Origin of the sequence: Variovorax ginsengisoli, from assembly GCF_030486595.1 — a bacterium.
In the GTDB taxonomy this organism is placed as follows: domain Bacteria; phylum Pseudomonadota; class Gammaproteobacteria; order Burkholderiales; family Burkholderiaceae_C; genus Variovorax; species Variovorax ginsengisoli_B.
Genome location: NZ_JAUJZH010000011.1, coordinates 129,888 through 148,404, shown reverse-complemented (window position 1 = coordinate 148,404; position 18,517 = coordinate 129,888). Strand labels below are relative to the sequence as shown.

17 protein-coding genes are annotated in these 18,517 nt (G+C 68.4%); 12 read left to right on the top strand and 5 right to left on the bottom strand.

Annotation, left to right across the window (positions count from 1 at the left end):
• Position 1: 1 nt before the first annotated feature.
• From QZH52_RS17065 to QZH52_RS17050, 4 genes are read left to right on the top strand one after another with little or no spacing between them, the layout of a single operon-like run.
• Positions 2 to 1,021 carry an ABC transporter ATP-binding protein gene (locus QZH52_RS17065; RefSeq protein ID WP_301811124.1) on the top strand — a complete coding sequence of 340 codons (1,020 nt, stop codon included), beginning with the start codon at positions 2 to 4 and terminating at the stop codon, positions 1,019 to 1,021.
• Positions 1,018 to 2,019 carry a dipeptide ABC transporter ATP-binding protein gene (locus QZH52_RS17060; RefSeq protein WP_301811121.1) on the top strand — a complete coding sequence of 334 codons (1,002 nt, stop codon included), beginning with the start codon at positions 1,018 to 1,020 and terminating at the stop codon, positions 2,017 to 2,019. The genes QZH52_RS17065 and QZH52_RS17060 overlap by 4 nt, the downstream gene beginning before the upstream one ends.
• Before the next feature lie 14 nt (positions 2,020 to 2,033).
• Positions 2,034 to 3,656 carry an ABC transporter substrate-binding protein gene (locus QZH52_RS17055; protein WP_301811119.1) on the top strand — a complete coding sequence of 541 codons (1,623 nt, stop codon included), beginning with the start codon at positions 2,034 to 2,036 and terminating at the stop codon, positions 3,654 to 3,656.
• Positions 3,653 to 4,432, top strand: coding sequence for a 5'-methylthioadenosine/adenosylhomocysteine nucleosidase (locus QZH52_RS17050; RefSeq protein ID WP_301811116.1), 780 nt, complete (start codon positions 3,653 to 3,655; stop codon positions 4,430 to 4,432). The genes QZH52_RS17055 and QZH52_RS17050 overlap by 4 nt, the downstream gene beginning before the upstream one ends.
• Here the strand turns inward: QZH52_RS17050 and corA are convergent.
• Entirely contained in the window at positions 4,425 to 5,411 is a 987-nt protein-coding gene (corA, locus tag QZH52_RS17045) for a magnesium/cobalt transporter CorA (RefSeq protein ID WP_286519890.1), read from the bottom strand. The two genes, QZH52_RS17050 and corA, sit on opposite strands and share 8 nt — an antisense overlap.
• Before the next feature lie 209 nt (positions 5,412 to 5,620).
• Here corA and QZH52_RS17040 point away from each other — a divergent pair, with 209 nt between their 5' ends.
• From QZH52_RS17040 to hprK, 4 genes are all read left to right on the top strand, one after another.
• The gene (locus tag QZH52_RS17040) at positions 5,621 to 7,741 is read left to right on the top strand and encodes an ATP-dependent helicase (protein WP_301811113.1); all 2,121 of its coding nucleotides are present in this window, start codon (positions 5,621 to 5,623) and stop codon (positions 7,739 to 7,741) included.
• Between the two features lie 343 nt (positions 7,742 to 8,084).
• Positions 8,085 to 8,414, top strand: coding sequence for a ribosome hibernation-promoting factor, HPF/YfiA family (gene hpf, locus QZH52_RS17035; protein WP_093381418.1), 330 nt, complete (start codon positions 8,085 to 8,087; stop codon positions 8,412 to 8,414).
• Between the two features lie 90 nt (positions 8,415 to 8,504).
• Positions 8,505 to 8,972 (top strand): PTS sugar transporter subunit IIA, encoded by a 468-nt coding sequence (locus tag QZH52_RS17030; protein ID WP_286372102.1) that lies wholly within the window; start codon positions 8,505 to 8,507, stop codon positions 8,970 to 8,972.
• A 28-nt stretch (positions 8,973 to 9,000) separates the two neighbouring features.
• Entirely contained in the window at positions 9,001 to 9,960 is a 960-nt protein-coding gene (gene hprK, locus QZH52_RS17025) for an HPr(Ser) kinase/phosphatase (RefSeq protein ID WP_301811103.1), read from the top strand.
• Positions 9,961 to 9,982: 22 nt separating this feature from the next.
• On the opposite strand, the gene fur is transcribed toward hprK, so the two are convergent.
• Positions 9,983 to 10,402 (bottom strand): ferric iron uptake transcriptional regulator, encoded by a 420-nt coding sequence (fur, locus tag QZH52_RS17020; protein WP_286533540.1) that lies wholly within the window; start codon positions 10,400 to 10,402, stop codon positions 9,983 to 9,985.
• A gap of 87 nt (positions 10,403 to 10,489) precedes the next feature.
• Here fur and QZH52_RS17015 point away from each other — a divergent pair, with 87 nt between their 5' ends.
• From QZH52_RS17015 to QZH52_RS17000, 4 genes are all read left to right on the top strand, one after another.
• Positions 10,490 to 11,050 (top strand): outer membrane protein assembly factor BamE, encoded by a 561-nt coding sequence (locus tag QZH52_RS17015; protein ID WP_301811099.1) that lies wholly within the window; start codon positions 10,490 to 10,492, stop codon positions 11,048 to 11,050.
• Between the two features lie 73 nt (positions 11,051 to 11,123).
• A complete protein-coding gene (gene dapB / locus QZH52_RS17010) occupies positions 11,124 to 11,954 on the top strand; it encodes a 4-hydroxy-tetrahydrodipicolinate reductase (RefSeq protein WP_436411595.1) in 831 nt (276 codons plus the stop codon).
• 78 nt (positions 11,955 to 12,032) lie between these two features.
• The gene (locus QZH52_RS17005) at positions 12,033 to 12,731 is read left to right on the top strand and encodes a MotA/TolQ/ExbB proton channel family protein (RefSeq protein ID WP_301811097.1); all 699 of its coding nucleotides are present in this window, start codon (positions 12,033 to 12,035) and stop codon (positions 12,729 to 12,731) included.
• Positions 12,732 to 12,749: 18 nt separating this feature from the next.
• Entirely contained in the window at positions 12,750 to 13,208 is a 459-nt protein-coding gene (locus tag QZH52_RS17000; protein ID WP_301811094.1) for an ExbD/TolR family protein, read from the top strand.
• Here QZH52_RS17000 and QZH52_RS16995 read toward each other — a convergent pair.
• The 3 genes from QZH52_RS16995 to glgC are packed head-to-tail and all read right to left on the bottom strand — an operon-like array spanning position 13,180 to position 18,469.
• Positions 13,180 to 15,693, bottom strand: a complete 2,514-nt coding sequence (locus QZH52_RS16995; protein ID WP_301811091.1) for a glycogen/starch/alpha-glucan phosphorylase — start codon at positions 15,691 to 15,693, stop codon at positions 13,180 to 13,182. The two genes, QZH52_RS17000 and QZH52_RS16995, sit on opposite strands and share 29 nt — an antisense overlap.
• Positions 15,690 to 17,171, bottom strand: coding sequence for a glycogen synthase GlgA (gene glgA / locus QZH52_RS16990; RefSeq protein ID WP_301811089.1), 1,482 nt, complete (start codon positions 17,169 to 17,171; stop codon positions 15,690 to 15,692). The genes QZH52_RS16995 and glgA overlap by 4 nt, the downstream gene beginning before the upstream one ends.
• Before the next feature lie 5 nt (positions 17,172 to 17,176).
• The gene (glgC, locus tag QZH52_RS16985) at positions 17,177 to 18,469 is read right to left on the bottom strand and encodes a glucose-1-phosphate adenylyltransferase (protein WP_301811086.1); all 1,293 of its coding nucleotides are present in this window, start codon (positions 18,467 to 18,469) and stop codon (positions 17,177 to 17,179) included.
• Positions 18,470 to 18,517 lie beyond the last annotated feature (48 nt).

The following is an 18,517-nucleotide window of genomic DNA, read 5'->3' as shown; positions in this document are numbered from 1 at the left end:
AATGCCTCTTCTCGACATCCGAGACCTCCATGTGGAGTTCCCGACCCAGGGCGGCACGCTGCATGCGGTCGACGGCGTGAGCCTGCGGCTGGAGCAGGGCGAGGTGCTCGGCATCGTCGGCGAATCCGGCTCGGGCAAGAGCGTCACGATGATGGCGCTGATGGGCCTGATCGGCTGGCCGGGCCGCGTGCGGGCGCAGCACCTTCGCTTCGACGGCCACGACCTGCTCGGCCTGTCGGACAAGGCACGGCGCGGACTGGTCGGCAAGGACGTCGCAATGATCTTCCAGGAGCCGACCACCAGCCTGAACCCCTGTTTCACGATCGGCTGGCAGCTGATGGAAACGCTGCGCCTGCATCTCCATCTCGACAAGCGCGAAGCGAAGAAGCGGGCCATCGGCCTGCTCGAGCAGGTCGGCATCCCGGCGGCGTCCTCGCGCCTGGGCAGCTATCCGCACCAGCTGTCCGGCGGCATGAACCAGCGCGTGATGATCGCGATGGCGATCGCCTGCAACCCCAAGCTGCTGATCGCCGACGAGCCCACCACCGCGCTCGACGTCACGATCCAGGCCCAGATCCTCGACCTGCTGCGCAGCCTCCAGAAGGAGCGCGGCATGGGCCTGGTGCTCATCACACACAACATGGGCGTGGTCAGCGAGATGGCGCAGCGCGTGGCCGTGATGTATGCGGGGCAGGTGATGGAGGAGCGCGGCGTGGCCGAATTGTTCGCGGCGCCGCAGCATCCCTACACCGCGGCGCTGCTGGCGGCGTTGCCCGAGCGCGCGGCCGGCGAGGGCCGGCTGGCCACCATCTCGGGCGTGGTGCCGGGCCTGCACGATCGTCCCGCGGGCTGCCTGTTCGCGCCGCGCTGCAGCTACGCGACCGCGCATTCGCGCGCCGTGCGGCCCGAGCTGCGCGACTGGATGGGCGGTCAGGTGCGCTGCCACTATGCGCTCGGCGATCCGCAGCGCGACGCGGCGATGGCGCGTGATGGCGCGCGGGTGGTGGAGTTCGTGCGATGACCGAATGGGTGGTCGAGGCCCAGGACCTGCAGCGTGTCTACGCGGTGCGCCGCGGGCTGTTCCGCGCACCGGCGCAGCTGCAGGCGGTCGGCAACATCTCGTTCAAGGTCGAGAAGGGCCGCACGCTGGCGGTCGTCGGCGAATCCGGCTGCGGCAAGTCCACCTTGGCGCGCATGGTGGCGCTGATCGAGAAACCGACCGCGGGCTCGCTCCGGCTGGTTGGCCACGACGCGGTCGATCCGCCGCACGAGCGCCGGCGCGAGCTGCGCCAGGCGGTGCAGCTGGTGTTCCAGAACCCCTACGGATCGCTCAACCCGCGCAAGAAGATCTCCTCCGTGCTCGAGGACCCGCTGGCGATCAACACCGCGCTCGGCAAGACCGAGCGGGCCGCCAAGGCGCGCGACATGTTGGCCCGGGTCGGCCTGCGGCCCGAGTACGCCAACCGCTATCCGCACATGTTCTCGGGCGGCCAGCGCCAGCGCATCGCGATCGCGCGGGCCCTGATGCTCGACCCGCGCCTGCTGGTGGCCGACGAGCCGGTGTCGGCGCTCGACGTTTCGATCCAGGCCCAGGTGCTGAACCTGCTGGCCGACCTGCAGGCCGAGCTCGGCCTGTCCTATCTCTTCATCTCGCACGACCTCGGCGTGGTGCGCCACATCGCGCACGAAGTGCTCGTGATGTACCTGGGCCATGCGGTCGAGCAGGGCCCCAAGGCGCGCATCTTCGCGCGGCCGCTGCACCCCTACACCCAGGCGCTGCTGGCATCGACGCCCGGTCTTGCCTCCGAACGCATCGTGCTCAAGGGCGAGCTGCCCTCGCCGCTCGCACCGCCGCCGGGCTGCGTCTTCAACACCCGCTGCGCGCATGCCACCGAGCGCTGCCGCAGCGAGCGGCCGCTGCCGCGCCTGCTCGACGAGCGCATGGTGGCCTGCCATCACGCCGAGAAATTCCTGCCCGCCGATGTTTCCCCGTCCGCGTCCGCGCGGCCTCAACCTTGAAGGAGTCGAACGACATGCCCACCACGTCCCCTCTCTCGCGCCGCGTCCGCGCGGCCGCGCTGCTGGCGCCGGCCGCGATCGCGCTGGCCTGCGGCAGCGCAGCGGCCAAGACCCTGGTCTATTGCTCGGAGGGCAGCCCCGAGAACTTCTATGCCGCTGTGAACACCACCGGCACCTCCTTCGACGCCACCACCCAGGTCTACAACAACCTGGTCGACTTCGAGCGCGGCACCACCAAGGTCGTGCCCGGCCTGGCCGAGAGCTGGACCATCTCGCCCGACGGCACCGAGTACACCTTCAAGCTGCGCCAGGGCGTCAAGTGGCACAACACGGCCAAGAGCTTCAAGCCGACGCGGGACTTCAACGCCGACGACGTCATTTTCATGATGGAGCGGCAGTGGAAGGAGAACGATCCCTACTTCAAGGTCACCAGCCCGAACCACTCGTACTTCAACGACATGGGCATGCCCAAGCTCTTGAAGTCCATCGACCGCATCGACGACCACACGGTCAAGTTCGTGCTCAACAAGCCCGAGGCGCCGTTCCTCGCCAACCTCGCGATGCCCTATGCGGGCATCCAGTCGAAGGAATACGCGATCGCGATGCTCAAGGCCGGCACGCCCGAGAAGATCGACCAGGACCCGATCGGAACCGGACCGTTCTACCTCGTCCAGTACCAGAAAGACGCGATCGTGCGCTTCAAGGCCTTCCCGCAGTACTGGGGCGGCAAGGCCAAGATCGACGACCTGATCTTCGCCATCACGCCCGATGCCTCGGTGCGCTGGGCCAAGCTGCAGAAGGGCGAGTGCCACGTCATGCCCTACCCGAACCCGGCCGACCTCGACGCCATCCGCAAGGACCCGAACGTGCAGGTGCTCGAGCAGGCCGGCCTCAATGTCGGCTATCTGGCCTACAACACGCAGAAGAAGCCCTTCGACGACGTGCGGGTGCGCAAGGCGCTCAACATGGCGATCAACAAGAAAGCCATCATCGATGGCGTCTACCTGACCACCGGCGTCGCCGCCAAGAACCCGATCCCGCCGACCATGTGGTCCTACAACGACGCCATCAAGGACGATCCCTACGATCCCGAAGCGGCCAAGAAGCTGCTGGCGCAGGCCGGCTACCCGGACGGCTTCACGACCGACCTGTGGGCGATGCCGGTGCAGCGGCCCTACAACCCGAACGCCAAGCGGATCGCCGAGCTGATGCAGGCCGACCTGGCCAAGGTCGGCGTCAAGGCCGAGATCAAGACCTTCGAATGGGGCGAATACCGCAAGCGCATGCAGGCCGGCGAGCACCAGATGGGCATGCTGGGCTGGACCGGCGACAACGGCGATCCGGACAACTTCATGTATACGCTCCTGGGCTGCGCCTCGGCGCAGTCGAACGGCAGCAACGTCGCCAAGTTCTGCTACCAGCCCTACGAGGAACTGGTCGTCAAGGCCAAGAACGTGCCCAAGCAGGCCGAGCGCGAGGCCCTCTACAAGAAGGCGCAGGTGGTCTTCAAGGAGCAGGCGCCCTGGTTCACGATCGCGCACGCGGTGCAGTTGAAGCCGGTGCGCAAGGAGGTCGTCGACTTCAAGGTGAGCCCCTTCGGGCGCCACATCTTCTACGGGGTCGACATCAAGCAATGACGATCGCCATCGTCGCCGCGATGCACGAGGAACTGGCTGCGCTGCTGGCGCAGATGCCGGACGAGCAGCGCGTGCGCGTGGCGGGGCGCGACTTCTGGGTCGGCCATCTGCAGGGGCAGCCGGTGGTGGCGGTCTTGTCGCGCATCGGCAAGGTCGCGGCGGCGCTCACGGCCACCGTGCTGCTCGAGCGTTTCCAGGCGCAGGCGATCGTCTTCACCGGCGTCGCCGGCGGGCTGGCGCCGGGTGTCCGGGTCGGCGACGTGGTTGTCGCCACCCGGCTGCTGCAGCACGACCTCGATGCCTCGCCGATCTTCCCGAAGTACGAGGTGCCGCTCACCGGCCATGCACGCTTCGCGGCCGACACCGCGATCAGCGACGCGCTGGCCGCGGTGGCCGCCGGCGTGCTGGCCGACACGGTGGGCCTGCTGGGCCAGAAGGCGGTAGAGGATTTTGGGCTGGCCGCGCCCGCGGTGCACCGCGGCCTGCTGGTGAGCGGCGACCGCTTCGTGTCGTCCGCCGCCGAAAGCAGCGCGCTGCGCAACGACCTGCCCGATGCGCTGGCGGTCGAGATGGAAGGCGCCGCGGTGGCCCAGGTGTGCCACGACTTCGGCGTGCCCTTCGCCGCGGTGCGCACCATCTCCGACCGCGCCGACGACGCGGCGCACGGCGACTTCACGCGCTTCGTCTCGGTGGTCGCGAGCCGCTACAGCCTGGCGCTGATCGATGGGTGGCTGGCGACCCTGCCGCCGCCCGACGAGCAAGACGAGGCTACTTGAGCCACCCCCGCCGGCGGAAGTACCACATCGGCCCCAGCGCGCTGATGATCATCAGCACGATCGCATACGCGTAGCCGTAGCTCCAGTCGACTTCGGGCATGAACTTGAAGTTCATGCCGTAGACGCTGGCGATCAGGGTCGGCGGCAGCAGCGCGACGCTCGCCACCGAGAAGATCTTGATGGTCTTGTTCTGGTTGATGTTGATGAAACCGACGGTCGCATCCATCAGGAAGTTGATCTTGTCGAACAGGAAGGCCGTGTGGTTGTCCAGCGACTCGATGTCGCGCAGGATCTGCCGCGCCTCCTCGAACTGCTCGGCGTTGAGCATCCGGCTGCGCATCATGAAGCTCACGGCGCGGCGGGTGTCCATCACGTTGCGGCGGATGCGCCCGTTCAAGTCTTCCTGGCGCGCGATCAGGCCCAGCACCTCGCCGGCCAACTCGTCGCTGACGTTGCCCGAGAGCACCTTCCGGCCGGCGATCTCGAGTTCGTCGTAGATGTTCTCCAGCGTGTCGGCCGAGTACTCGGCGTCAGCGTCGAACAGCTTCAGCAGCACCTCCTTGGCGTCCTCGATCAGCCCCGGGGCACGCCGCGCGCGCATGCGCAGCAGCCGGAACACCGGCACGTCCTCGTCGTGGATCGAGAACAGCACGCCGCGGCTGCGCAGCTCGGTGTTGTGCTGGTTCAGGATGAAGGCGACGCGCACCGAGCGTGGGTTCTCGTCGTCGGCGATCAGGAAGTCGCTGCGGATGTGGAGCTCGCCGTTGTCTTCCTCGTAGAAGCGGGCCGACTCCTCGATGTCCTCGTCCATCGCGTCTTCGGGGATCGACAGGCCGTAGTACTGCTTGATCCAGCGCTTTTCCTCGACCGTCGGCGATTCGAGGTCGACCCAGATCGGCTGGAACTTGGACAGCTCTTCAAGGGCCTCGATCTCTTCCTGGACGAGGCGGCCGTTGGCAAGCGTGAAGATGTTGAGCATGGCTCACTCCCTTGAAATGTCTGGCGTTGGGGCGAGGGGCGGGGCGCTTTCAACTCCCTCGCCAACGGCGCGTCAGAGGGGAAGTGAAAGCTGCCGAGACGGATCGATTTCCATGCGTGAGTCTCCGATTGCAGCGAGGCGCGATTATGTCATCCGGTCCCCGGTGCCGCCGCTGTCCGACTGGACGGACATACAGTACAGTTGCGTCGATGCAGCGCCTTGCCACCCCTCTTCCTCCCGCGGCCGGAAGCCAGGCCGAGCGGCTGGCTGAAGCGCTCGCGATCCTCAACGAGGCCCAGCGCTCCGCGGTCCTGCACGGCGTCGACGCCGCCCTGGGCCCGGCGCAGCAGGACGCGCGTCCGCTGCTGGTCATCGCCGGCGCCGGCTCGGGCAAGACCAGCACGCTGGCGCACCGCGTGGCGCACCTGATCGCCGGCGGCGCCGACCCGCAGCGCCTCCTGCTGCTGACCTTTTCACGCCGCGCGGCGCAGGAGATGGAGCGCCGCGCCGGCCAGGTGCTGCAGCGCGTGCTGGGCCTGGCCTCGCAGTCGCCGCCGGCACTGCCCTGGGCCGGCACTTTCCACGGCATCGGCGCCCGGCTGCTGCGCGCGTACGCGGCGCAGATCGGCCTGGGCGAGAACTTCACCATCCATGACCGCGGCGACGCCGAGGACCTCATGGGACTGGTGCGCCACGACCTCGGCCTGTCGTCCAGCACGCGGCGCTTTCCGCAGAAGGGCACCTGCCTGTCGATCTATTCGCGCACGGTCAACACCTGCGCGCCACTGGACGAGGTGCTGAAAGAGGCCTTCCCCTGGTGCGCCGAATGGGAGGCCGAGCTCAAGCGGCTGTTCGGCGCCTACGTCGAGGCCAAGCAGCAGCAGCAGGTGCTCGACTACGACGACCTGCTCCTCTACTGGTCGGCGATGGTTGCCGAGCCCGCGCTGGCCGAGGAGGTGGGGGGCCGTTTCGACCACGTGCTGGTCGACGAATACCAGGACACCAACCTGCTGCAGGCGGCCATCCTGCGCGCCATGAAGCCCGATGGCCGCGGCCTGACCGTGGTCGGGGACGACGCCCAGTCGATCTATTCGTTCCGTGGCGCGACGGTCCGCAACATCCTCGACTTTCCGCATCAATTCGGCCAGCCTGCGCGGATCGTCACGCTGGAGCGCAACTACCGGTCGACCCAGCCGATCCTCGACGTCTCCAATGCGCTCATCGCCGGCGCCGCCGAGCGGCACGCCAAGACCCTGTGGACCGACAAGCCCTCGGCAGGCAGGCCGCAGCTGGTGCTGGTGCCCGACGAAGCGCAGCAGGCCTGCTGGGTCGCCGACCGGGTGCTGGCCCATCGCGAGGGCGGCCTGGCGCTGAAGTCGCAGGCGGTGCTGTTCCGCACCTCCAGCCACAGCGCCGCGCTCGAACTCGAACTGGCGCGGCGCAACATCCCCTACGTGAAATACGGTGGCCTCAAGTTCCTGGAGGCGGCCCACGTCAAGGACCTGCTCGCGGTGCTGCGTTTCGCCCAGAATCCGCGCGGCCGGATGGCCGGCTTCCGGGTCACCCAGATGATCCCGGGGATCGGCCCGGTCAGCTCGGCGCGGCTGCTCGATGCCATGGACCAGGCGGGCGATCCGGGCGCCGCGGTGCGGGACTTCGTGCCGCCGGCCGCGGCGCAGGTCGAATGGGCCCGCTTCGCAGCCACCTACGCCGCGTTGCGCGCCCCGGGGCTGCCCTGGCCGGCCGACATGGAGCTGGCGCTCGACTGGTACCTCCCGCACCTGGAGCGGCTGCACGACGATGCCGCCGTGCGGCGCGGCGACGTCGAGCAGCTGGCCCGGCTGGCCGCCGGCTACGGCTCGCGCGAGCGCTTCCTGACCGAGCTCACGCTCGACCCGCCCGAGGCCACCAGCGATCGTCCCGGCCCGCCGCTGCTCGACGAGGACTACCTGATCCTGTCGACCATCCACTCCGCCAAGGGCCAGGAGTGGAAATCGGTCCACGTGCTCAACGTGGTCGACGGCTGCATCCCGGCCGACGTGGCTCAGGGCGCCCGCGAGCTCGAAGAAGAGCGCCGGCTGCTGTACGTCGCCATGACCCGTGCCCGCGACCACCTGCACCTGCTGGTGCCGCAGCGCTTCTACGTGACGCAGCAGGCGGCGCGCGGCGACCGCCACCTGTACGCGGGCCGCACCCGCTTCATTCCGGCCGCCGATGCCCAGCGCTTCGAGCAGCAGACCTGGCCGCCGCCGCCCGAGCGCGCGCCGCACGTGCCGCCGCCGGCCGCCACGATCGACCTGCTGAGCCGGATGCGCGCCGCCTGGCGCTGAACGCGCGGCCGGCGGCGGCTTCCTGTCCCTTCGGACTGCGGGGTCGAAAGCCCCCTCGCATGAGCCTGGGTTTGTTTCCAGTGGCGCCGGTCGGCCGCGCCGTCCGGCGCTTGTTGGCTATCAAATCGATAGCGTGTGACAAACTGCATTTGATCTGGCGCAGACCCCTGGCACGAAGGGATTGCAATTCGATGACAGCATGGGCATAGTGACTCGAAGCCTCTCTCTCCCTCCCCCTCTTTCCCCTCTCTCCTTCCCCTCATTCCCCTTTCGATTCCCCGGCCACGCCTCTACTTCCAGGGGCGCGGCCATTTCCCCAACCGTCAATTCCAGGAGGTCATTCATGAATTTGACGATCAGCGGTCATCACCTCGACGTCACACCTGCTTTGCGCAACTACGTTACGAGCAAGCTGGACCGGATCACCCGGCATTTCGACCAGGTGGTCGATGTGAAGGTGATCCTCACGGTGGAAAAGCAGAAGGAAAAGGAACGCCGGCAAAGGGCCGAATGCAATATCCACGTCAAGGGCAACGACATGTTCGCGGAGTCGAGCCACGCTGATCTCTATGCCGCCGTCGACGAACTGGTCGACAAGCTCGACCGCCAGGTCGTGCGCCACAAGGACCGCCTGCAGGATCACCACCACGCCGCCCCCAAGCGCGTGATGTAGTTCCGCTGTTCGGGCAAATACTCTTGCGGGCCGCCGTCAGGCGGCCCTTTGCTTTTTCCAGGGTGGGTGCATAATCGCCCCCGCCCCAACATGAACCGACTCGCGTCCATCCTGCCGCCCGCTCAAGTGCTCGTGAGCGTCGACGCCACTAGCAAGAAGCGTGCTTTTGAAGAAGCAGGGCTGTTGTTCGAGAACCTGCACGGTCTCGGACGCGCCCTGATCACCGACAGCCTGTTTGCGCGCGAGCGCCTGGGCTCAACCGGTCTCGGCCACGGCGTGGCGATCCCCCACGGCCGCATCAAGGGCCTCAAGTCGCCGATGGCCGCGGTGTTCCAGCTCGCCAACGCGATCGGCTTCGACGCCCCGGACGAACAGCCGGTGGTGCTGCTGATCTTCCTTCTGGTGCCGGAAGCCGCGACCCAGAAACATCTGGAAATACTCTCGGAAATCGCCGAGCTGCTGAGCGATGCCAATCTGCGCGAGCAGATCAAGTCCAGCACCGATGCGGCGGCACTGCACGCCCTGATCGCCGGATGGCAGTCCGCACAGGTGGCTTGAACTTCTTCGGCGCCGGACGGGTTCGGACATGAAGCCGACCGTCATCAGCGCCGATGCGATGTTCGAGGAGTTCCGCGGCTCGCTGCGCTGGGAGTGGCTGGCCGGGCTCGGCGCCTCCGAACGGCAGTTCGACCCCGACGTCATCAGCCGCGCCCAGTCGGCCGCCGACCTGGTCGGCTACCTCAACTACATCCACCCGTACCGGGTGCAGATCCTTGGCGCCCGCGAAGTCGCCTACCTGACCCGCGGCACCTTGCAGGACTGCGCCCGGCGGATCGCGCGCATCGTCACGCTGGAGCCGCCGATGCTGGTGCTGGCCGATGGCCAGCCGGCGCCCGACGAGCTGCTGTCGATCTGCGAGCGCGCCCAGCTGCCGCTGTTCGCGACCCGCGAGTCGTCGGCCTTCGTGATCGACCTGCTGCGGGCCTACCTGTCGAAGCATTTCGCCGAGCGCACCTCGATGCACGGCGTCTTCATGGACATCCTGGGCCTGGGCGTGATGATCACGGGCGAGTCGGGGCTGGGCAAGAGCGAACTCGGCCTGGAGCTGATCTCGCGCGGCAACGGCCTGGTGGCCGACGATGCGGTCGACCTCTATCGCATCAACCAGACCACGCTCGAGGGCCGCTGCCCCGAACTGCTGCAGAACCTGCTGGAGGTGCGCGGCATCGGCCTGCTGGACATCCGGGCGATCTTCGGCGAGACCGCCGTGCGGCGGAAGATGAGGCTCAAGCTGATCGTGCACCTGGTGCGGCGCGACAGCTTCGAGCGCGACTACGAGCGCATGCCGTCGGCGCCGTTGACCCAGGACGTGCTGGGCATCCCGGTGCGCAAGGTGATCATCCAGGTGGTGGCCGGGCGCAATATCGCGGTGCTGGTCGAGGCCGCGGTGCGCAATTCGATCCTGCAGCTGCGCGGCATCGACACCTATGCCGATTTCGTGGCGCGCCACCACAAGGCGATGGAAAGCGCGCGCGACGACGATTGACCCGCCCGAGGGCGAACGAGAGTCAGCGCTTGCTTACGCAATCCGCGCAGAGGCCGTAAAGCGACATGGCGTGGTCTTGCAGGATCCAGCCCTTGTCCTTGGCGATCATTTGCTGGCGGCGCTCGATCTCGGCGTCGTAGAACTCCTCGACCTTGCCGCAGCCGGTGCACACCAGGTGGTCGTGGTGCTTGCCTTCGTTGAGCTCGTAGACCGCCTTGCCGCTCTCGAAGTGGCTGCGCTCGAGGATGCCGGCCTGCTCGAACTGCGTCAGGACGCGGTAGACCGTGGCCAGGCCGATGTCGGAGTGGTCGTTGAGCAGCACGCGGAAGACGTCTTCCGCGGTCATGTGGCGCTGATTGCCGTTCTGGAAGATCTCGAGAATCTTCAGGCGTGGCAGGGTGGCCTTGAGGCCGGTGTTCTTGAGTTCGTCGATGTTGCCCATGGGTCGTTCCTCCGCCGGCCAGGCGGGCGAGGCCCGCCGGGGGCCAGCCGCTACAATGATTCGATCATATCGCCCAACCCTTTTCCCATGCCCGCCATTTCCCAACGCCGCCCATGGCTGCTCCTCGGCGCCGTCGCCGCGAGCCTGTGCCTGGGCGCCTGCAGCAGTGTCGGCGACAGCGCGCGCGGTGCACTCACGGCCGTCACGCCCTACAAGGTCGAGGTGGTCCAAGGCAATTTCGTGTCCAAGGAGCAGGTCGAGGCCCTCAAGCCCGGCATGTCGCGCCAGCAGGCGCGCGAAGTCCTCGGCACCTCGCTGCTGACCGATGTCTTCCATTCCAACCGCTGGGACTACGTATTCACGATCCGGCGCCAGGGCGTCGAGGCCCAGCAGCGCCGCCTGACGCTGTATTTCAACGGTGAACTGCTCGAGCGCTTCGAGGGCGACCCGATGCCGAGCGAAGAGGAATTCGTCGCCCAGCTCGACACCCGCAAGCGCCGTGGCTCGGTGCCGCCGCTCGAGGCGACCGACGACCAGCTCAAGAAGTTCGATCCGCCCAAGGAAAAACCGGCGGAAAGCCAGCCGGCACCCACCGCGCCGCAGCCGCCGTTGCCGGCGGTCTACCCGCCGCTCGAATCGACGCGCTGAGCGCGCACCCTGGCCGGGACCTCCGGCCTGCCCGCTCCTTTCCGTTCTTCCGCATTTCCAGAGGCTGAAACGCGTGACCGACTCCTCCGCTTCCAATTCCCAACTCCGGCGTGTGGCGATCGCCGGCGCTTCCGGCCGCATGGGCCACATGTTGATCGAGGCCGTGCGCGAGACGCCCGATTGCCGCCTGGCCGGTGCGCTGGATGTCGCCGGTGGCCCGGCGATCGGCAACGACGCCACCGCCTTCCTCGGTGCCGCGAGCGGCGTGCCGATCGTCTCCGACCTGCGCGCTGGCCTGGCCGATGCGCAGGTGCTGATCGATTTCACGCGGCCCGAGGGCACGCTCGCGCACCTGGCGGTTTGCCGCGAACTCGGGGTGCAGATGGTGATCGGCACCACCGGCTTCAGCGACGCGCAAAAGGCCGAGATCACCAATGCCGCCCAGGACATCGCGATCATGATGGCGCCCAACATGAGCGTCGGCGTCAATGTCACGCTCAAGCTGCTCGAGATGGCGGCCAAGGCGCTCGCCACCGGCTACGACATCGAGATCATCGAGGCCCACCACCGCCACAAGGTCGATGCGCCCTCGGGCACCGCGCTCAAGATGGGCGAGGTGATCGCCGAGGCGCTGGGCCGCGACCTCAAGGACTGCGCGGTCTACGCGCGCGAGGGCATCACCGGCGAGCGCGATCCCTCGAGCATCGGCTTCTCGGCGATCCGCGGCGGCGACATCGTCGGCGATCACACCGTGCTGTTCGCCGGCACCGGCGAGCGCATCGAGATCAGCCACAAGTCGTCCAGCCGCGCGACCTACGCCCAGGGCAGCCTGCGTGCGGTGCGCTTCCTGGCCGGCCAGAAGGCGGGCCTGTTCGACATGTTCGACGTCCTCGGCCTGCGCTGAGGACCGGCCCGGCATGAGCCCGCGCCCGGCCGTTCCGAAGGGGGCTCGCACCGCAGTGCGAAGCACGGAGGTCATTCAATGAGCATCCTCGAGTTGCTCCGCCATGGCGACGGCGTCAGCCGCGCGGTGGCGGCGCTGTTGCTCGCGATGTCGGTGGCGAGCTGGGTCGTGATCCTCTGGAAGGCCTGGCTGCTGCGCGGGGGCACGCGCGACGTGCTGCGCAGCATTGCGGCCTTCTGGCAGTCGGCGTCGCTGCAGGACGCCGAAGCGCGCCTGCAAGCCTTCGACCGGGCGCTGATGGTGCTGCCGGCGGTGCGCGCCCTGAACCGGCTGGCGCTGCCGGCCGAGGGCGCGACGCTCGGCGGCAAGGTCGACCGCACCCAGCGCCTGACACGGATCCTTCGCGACGCCCTGCACGCGGCCCTGCGCCGGCTGCAGGCCGGGCAGATCTTGCTGGCCACGGTCGGCGCCACGGCGCCCTTCGTGGGGCTGCTCGGCACGGTCTGGGGCATCTACGGCGCGCTGGTGGCCATTGCCGCCGAGACCGGCGGCTTCACCATCGACAAGGTGGCGGGGCCGGTCGGCGAGGCGCTCATCATGACCGCCTTCGGCCTGGCGGTCGCGATCCCGGCGGTGCTGGCGTACAACGTCTTCGGCCGGGTGGTCGGCCGCATCGAGGCCGAGCTCGAGGGCTTCGCCCACGACCTGCTCGGCATGTTCGGCGAGCCTGCATCGCGGGAGGCCCCCCTGCCGCCGGCGCGGCCGATGCCGGCCTAGGCGCCAAGGAGCCCGCACATGGCCTTCGGTCGCACCTCGCTCGGCAGCGCCGCCAGCGGCGGCCGCTCGACCGGCGCCGGCGGCCAGCGGCCGCTGTCGGACATCAACGTGACGCCGCTGGTCGACGTGATGCTGGTGCTGCTGGTGATCTTCATCATCACCGCGCCGCTGATGGCCAGCTCGATCAAGCTCGATCTGCCGCGCACCGACGCCGGCCAGCCCGGCGACACGCCGAGGTTCGTCACGCTGGTGGTCGATGCGGCGGGCAAGGTGTACCTGGACGACCAGGCGGTCAGCACCGACGAACTCGCCGCCGGCCTGGCCAAGGCCGCGGCCGGCAGCCGCGACACCGAGGTGCAGCTGCGGGCCGACCAGAGCGTGCCCTACGGCCGCGTGGTCGAACTGATGGGCATCGCCAACAAGGCAGGCTTGAGCCGCATCGGCTTCGTCACCGAGGCGCCGCCGAAGAAACCGTAGCGGCCTCCGCGGCCGGCCCCAGCGCCACCGGCCTGGTCTTCCAGATCTCGTGCGCGTACTGCGCGATCGTCCGGTCCGACGAGAACTCGCCCATGCCCGCCACGTTGAGGATCGCCATCCGGGTCCAGGCATCGGCGTCGCGGTACAGCGCGTCGACCTTGGCCTGGGCCTCGATGTAGCTCGCGTAGTCGGCCAGCAGCAGGTAGTGGTCGCCCCAGCTCACCAGGGCGTCGAAGATCTGCTGGTAGCGTGCCGGCTCGGCGGGCGAGAACAGGCCGTCGCGGATGCTGTCCAGCGTGCGCTGCAGTTCCGGGTCGGCTTCGTAGATGCCGCGCGGGTGGTAGCCGCTGGCGCGGATCTGGGCCACCTCCGGCGTGGTGTTGCCGAAGATGAAGAAATTCTCGGCGCCGACGTTGTCGCGCATCTCGACGTTGGCGCCGTCCAGCGTGCCTATGGTCAGCGCGCCGTTGAGCGCGAACTTCATGTTGCCGGTGCCAGACGCCTCGGTGCCGGCGGTGGAGATCTGCTCCGACAGGTCGGCCGCGGGCATGATGATCTCGGCCAGGCTGACGCTGTAGTTCGGCAGGAACACCACCTTCAGCAGTTTGCCGACCCGCTCGTCCTCGTTGATCACCTTGGCCACGTCGTTGATCAGCCGGATCACCAGCTTGGCCATCTGGTAGGCCGAGGCCGCCTTGCCGGCGAAGACGATCACGCGCGGCACATGGCCGGCCGTCGGATCGGCAAGGATGCGGTGGTAGCGCGTGACCACGTGCAGCACGTTGAGCAGCTGCCGCTTGTACTCGTGCATGCGCTTGACCTGGACGTCGAACAGCGCGTCGGTGTCGATGTCGATGCGCAGGTGCTCGTCGACCCAGTTGGCCAGCCGCAGCTTGTTCTCGCGCTTGGCATGGCGAAAGGCCCGCACGAAGGCCGGCTGCTGCGCCATCGGCCGCAGCGCCTGCAATTGCGTCAGGTCGCGCCGCCAGCCGCGGCCGATGCGGGCGTCGAGCAGCGCGGCCAGCGGCGGATTGGCCTGCGCCAGCCAGCGCCGCGGCGTGACGCCGTTGGTCTTGTTGTTGAAGCGCTCGGGAAACAGGCTGTTGAAGTCGGCGAAGATCGACTGCTTCATGAGCTCCGAGTGCAGCCCCGAGACGCCGTTGATCGAGTGGCTCGCGAGCACCGCCACGTAGGCCATGCGCACCCGCCGCTCGCCCGATTCGTCGATCAGTGAGAGCCGCCGCAGCAGCTCGACATCGTGCCCGTGGGCCTGGGTGACTTCGGCCAGGAAGCGCGAATTCATGTCGAACAGGATCTGCAGGTGGCGCGGCAGGATGCGGCCGAACATCTCGACCGGCCAGGTCTCGAGCGCCTCGTGCATCAGCGTGTGGTTGGTGTAGCTGAAGACCTTCTGGGTGTGGGCCCAGGCGGTGTCCCAGGGCAGGTTGTGCTCGTCGATCAGGAGGCGCATCAGCTCGGGCACCGCAAGCACCGGATGGGTGTCGTTGAGGTGGATGCTGACCTGGTCGGGCAGGTCGTCGAAGGTGGTGTGGTTGCGCAGGTAGCGGCGCAGCAGGTCCTGCACGCTGGCGCTGACGAAGAAGTATTCCTGGTGCAGCCGCAACTCGCGGCCGGAGGGCGTGGAGTCGTCGGGATAAAGCACGCGCGAGACGTTCTCGGAGTGGTTCTTGCTCTCCACGGCCTCCATGTAGTTGCCGCGGTTGAAGGCCGACAGGTCGATCTCCTCGGTGGCCTTGGCCGACCACAGGCGCAGGGTGTTGGTGGCCTGGGTGCCGTAGCCCGGGATGATGGTGTCGTAGGCCATCGCCAGCACGTCGTGTGTGTCGACCCAGTTGGCCGCGCCGTAGGGTGCGTGGATGCCCTCGCGCCGCTGCACGTGGCCGCCGAAGCGGACGCGGAAGGTGACTTCGGGCCGCTGGAACTCCCAGGGGTTGCCGCGCGTGAGCCAGTAGTCGGGCTGCTCGACCTGCTGGCCATCGACGATGCGCTGGCGGAACATGCCGTACTCGTAGCGGATGCCGTAGCCCATGCCCGGCACGCCCAGCGTGGCCATCGAGTCGAGGAAGCAGGCCGCCAGCCGGCCGAGGCCGCCGTTGCCGAGGGCGGCGTCGGGTTCGCGCTCGGACAGCGCCTGGATGTCGACCCCGAAGTCGGCCAGCGCCTGCTTGACGGTGCCCTGCAGCTCGAGCGCCAGCAGCGCGTTGGTGAAGGTGCGCCCGATCAGAAATTCCATCGACATGTAGTAGACGCGCTTGAGCTTCTGCGCGTACTGCGCCCGCGTGGTGCCCATCCAGCGCTCGACCAGCTGGTCGCGCACCGCCAGCGCGGTGGCGTGCAGCCAGTCGTCGGGGCTGGCGGCGAACGGGTCCTTGCCGACCGCATAGATGAGCTTGTTGGCGACCGCGCGCTTGAAGGCTGCGACGTCGCGGTCGGGGTGGTCGTATTTGAAGTCTTCGATGTTCATGGCGGTGGGGAGGGGCGTGGGTTCAGGGCCGCGGCATAGACGCCGAGGTATTGCGCGGCGGCGCTGCCCCAGTCGGCGGGGCGGCGCATGGCGCTGGCGCGGACGGCGCGCCAGTCGGCGGGGCGCTGGTAGAGCGCGAAGGCGCGGCGCACCGCGCGCGCATAGCCCTCGGCCCCGAAATCGTCGAACGCGAAGCCGGTGGCCTCGCCGCTGGCCAGGTCCTCGATCGTGGCGTCGACCACCGTGTCGGCCAGGCCGCCGATCCGGTGCACCAGCGGCAGGCTGCCGTACTTCAGCCCGTACATCTGGGTCAGGCCGCAGGGCTCGAACAGCGAGGGCACCAGCGTGACGTCGCCGGCGCCGAACAGCCGGTGGGCGGTCGCTTCGCTGTAGCCCAGCGTGACGCTGACCGACTGCGGCGCGTGGGCCGCGCGTTGCTTGAACGCCGCCTCGAGCCAGGCGTCGCCGCTGCCCAGCAGGGCCAGCTGGCCGCCTTGTGCGAGCAGCCCGTCGAGGCCTTCGAGCACCAGGTGCAGGCCCTTCTGCTCGGTCAGCCGGCTGACCAGCACGAACAGCGGGGCATGGGTCTGGGGCGCGAGGCCGAGCTCTTCCTGGAGCGCCGCCTTGTTGCGCACCTTGCCGGTCATCCGGCGCAGGTCGTAGCGGTGCGGAATCAGCGCGTCGGTGGCCGGGTTCCAGACCTGGTCGTCGACCGCGTTGAGGATGCCGGTCAGCACCTCGGCCCGGCTTCGCAGCAGGCCGTCGAGGCCGCAGCCCTGCTCGGGCGTCTGGATCTCGCGCGCGTAGGTCGGGCTGACGGTCGTGAGGCGGTCGGCGAAGCACAGGCCGCCCTTCATGAACGACAACTGGCCGTGGTATTCGAGGCCGTCGATCGAGAAGGCCGCCGCCGGCAGGCCGAGTTCGGCGAAATGCGAAGCGGCGAACAGGCCCTGGTAGGCCAGGTTGTGGACCGTGAAGACGCTGCCGGCGCGCGGCTGCCGCCCGCGCGGCGCGAAGGCCATGTAGGCCGGTGCCAGGGCGGCGTGCCAGTCGTGCGCATGCACGATGTCGGGCTGCCAGCCAGGGTCGAGCCCCTGGGCCAGCTGTGCCGCGGCCCAGCCGAGCAGCGCGAAACGCCGGTGGTTGTCGGCATAGGGCTGGCGGCGCGGGTCCTCATAGGGATTGCCGGGACGGTCGTAGAGCGCCGGCGCATCGATGACGTAGGCCGGCGTGTCGGGCGCGCCGGCGGTGGTGATCCGGCCGAGCAGCAGCCGTGCCCGCTCGCCCCAGGGCGCAGTCAGCTCGGCCACCGGCGCCGCATCGGCGACGCCGGCGAGGATGGCGGGGAAGCCCGGCAGCAGCACCCGCGCCTCCTGGCCGGCCGCCATCAGCGCCAGCGGCAGGGCGCCGGCGATGTCGGCCAGGCCTCCGGTCTTGAGCAGGGGAAACAGTTCGGCGCTGACCTGGAGGATCCTCATCGGTCTCAGGGCGCCAGGCGCTTGAGCATCTCGCGCGTCACCAGCACCACGCCGCCCTCGGTGCGCTCGAAGCGCGCGGCGTCGGCGGCCGGGTCCTCGCCGATCACCATCTCGTCGGGGATCACGCAGGCGCGGTCGATCACGACCTTGTTGAGCCGGCAGGCGCGGCCGACCTCGACGTCGGGCAGCAGCACGGCTTCGTTGATCTCGCAGAACGAATGGATGCGCACGCCCGAGAACAGCACCGAGCTGCTGACCTTGGAGCCCGAGACGATGCAGCCGCCCGAGACGATGGTGTTGACCGTCATGCCATGCTTGCCGTCGCGGTCGAGCACGAACTTGGCCGGCGGCAGCTGCCGCTGGTAGGTCCAGATGGGCCAGTCGGTGTCATAGATGTCGAGCTCCGGGGTGATCGAGGCCAGGTCGAGGTTGGCTGCCCAGAATGCATCAATCGTGCCCACATCGCGCCAGTAGGCGGCCGCGCCGGGGCCGCGGCTGGCCCGGGTCACGCAGGACATGCCGAAAGGATGGGCCAGCGCCCGCCCTTCGGCGACCGCGCGGGGGATGATGTCCTTGCCGAAGTCGTGGTCCGAGACGGGGTTGGCGCTGTCCTCCTCGAGCAGTTGGTAGAGGTACTCGGAATCGAAGACGTAGATGCCCATGCTGGCCAGCGCCATGTCGGGCTTGCCCGGCATGGCAGGCGGGTCGGCGGGCTTCTCGAGGAAGGCCGTGATGTTGCGGTTCTCGTCGACATCCATCACGCCGAAGGCCGTGGCCTCCATGCGCGGCACCTCGATGCAGCCGACCGTGCAGCCGCGGCCGCTGGCGACGTGGTCGGTCAGCATGATCGAGTAATCCATCTTGTAGACATGGTCGCCGGCCAGCACCACGACGTAGTCATGCGGCGTGGAGCGGGTCTGGATGATGTCGAGGTTCTGGTAGACCGCATCCGCCGTGCCGCGGTACCAGTGCTCGTCGCCGACCCGCTGCTGGGCCGGCAGCACGTCGACCATTTCGTTGAGTTCGGCGCGCAGGAAGCTCCAGCCGCGCTGCAGGTGGCGCATCAGCGAGTGCGACTTGTACTGCGTCACCACGGCCATCCGCCGGATCCCCGAGTTGAGGCAGTTCGACAGCGCGAAATCGATGATGCGGAACTTGCCGCCGAAATAGACCGCCGGCTTGGCCCGCCGGTCGGTGAGCTGCTTGAGCCGGGAGCCCCGGCCGCCGGCCAGCACCAGGGCGATGGTGCGGCGAACGAGTTGGTGGGCCTGCAGGGTCGGTTGCGCGATGTCTTCCATCAGATGTCTCCGTTGGTTTTCTCGAGTGATTCCAGCCTAGCACCGTGG